We start from the raw sequence: 1,472 nt of genomic DNA on the forward strand, positions 1-1,472 counted from the left end.
TTTTTTAGTGTTTGGTTACAGGGTGGAGAAGTAGGTGGGCTTGGAACGTGTCACTATTCCATTCTTTCATTTCGGCGATGAACCAGCCATGGCGGTTGATTACGTCAATGAGCTCTGGGGCGCGCTCTAACTGGATAAGCATTGATAACGGTGCCACTTGTGAATCATCATGGTCAAAGCAGTGTTCGATGTGGTCGGATAGGTGATACTTGTTGCCAAGTATCACCCTCCTAAGAACCTATATGGAATCCACTATTTTACAAAGATAAATTTACTAAAAATTAAGATGCGTACGTATATTCGATCTTTTTAAAGGAAGCTATCCTATGATCTTTGATGTGTTCGCACCTACTGTCCTCAACAGTACGATAGCCTCTAATGCTTTGGTTCTTAACAGGTTCTCAGTAGGTTGGTCTTACCTTTTAGATTTTCATCTTCATAGAATATTTTGAGCTATTAAGCTGTTAGAAATTCAGGTTGATACTTCGTGTTATGTTTTAATATAGCCCAGGCTGTTCGTACGGTTTTATTGGCGAGTGCAATACAGGTCTTCTTGTAGCCGACTCTCTGTAGAGTCGCCAGTATCCATTCATCTTTTCTGGTCTTAGGTTTGCTTCTGCTAAGCCGAGAAATGTATGACATAGCTCCTAAGTAGAGCAGTGATCTAAGATCCTTAACTCCACCATTCTTATCAATACCTACCATTTTAGCTTTACCACCGGAAGAATGCTGCTTTGGCGTTAGCCCAACAAAAGCTGACGCTTGTCGACCATTTTGAAATTGTTCACCAGAACCTAATGCTATATACAGTGATACTGCGGATGATGTACCAACACCTTCCAGTTTTGTTAACCTTTTACATTCTTCTATATTGATAATTAATCCATCGAGCTCGACGTCGATTTTGCTGATTTCTTGCTTTAATTCTCGGTATTGCTCCCACAAGAGGCCAATCATTTTTAGAAGTGGAACTGGAAGTATATTGTTCTCTATCGTTTCTAATACTGCTCTTCTCAACCCTTTTTCACCTTTAGGGTGAACAATACCATAGCCTAATAAAACCCCTCGTATGTGTAGACCTAAATTTGCTTTACTACGAGTTAAAAATCGTCGACTGTTTTCTAACGATTGCAGAGATTGGCGCTCGATTGATTTTGGTTTGCTATATTTTAAGCCAATTTGTAGAGCTGCATTAGCAATGGCAAGTGCATCATTGTTGTCGGTCTTATGACCTTCTAAATAGCATTTGACTTTCTTGGGGTTAATTATACGAACATCATGCCCATATTCTTCAGCCACTCGTCCCCAATAATGACAGCCACAGCAGCCTTCCATTGCTACGATAGAGGGCTCAGATTTAATTAAAAACTCGCTGGTTCGTTGGCGACTCATTGCCTTATTTGAAAGAAGCTCACCGTCTTTACTGATATGGCATACTTGTAGCGTTGTTTTCGCTAAATGGGGTTCTACGC

1 protein-coding gene and 1 pseudogene are annotated in these 1,472 nt (G+C 40.5%); both read right to left on the minus strand.

Annotation, left to right across the window (positions count from 1 at the left end):
• Positions 1-4 precede the first annotated feature (4 nt).
• A pseudogene (locus MD535_RS25485) lies at positions 5-199 on the minus strand (DUF2913 family protein); the annotation flags it as partial.
• A gap of 257 nt (positions 200-456) precedes the next feature.
• On the minus strand, positions 457-1,472 hold a 1,016-nt coding region (locus MD535_RS25490), incomplete at its 5' end, for an IS110 family RNA-guided transposase (RefSeq protein ID WP_265678080.1).

It is taken from the genome of Vibrio qingdaonensis (assembly GCF_026191675.1).
GTDB lineage: Bacteria > Pseudomonadota > Gammaproteobacteria > Enterobacterales > Vibrionaceae > Vibrio > Vibrio qingdaonensis.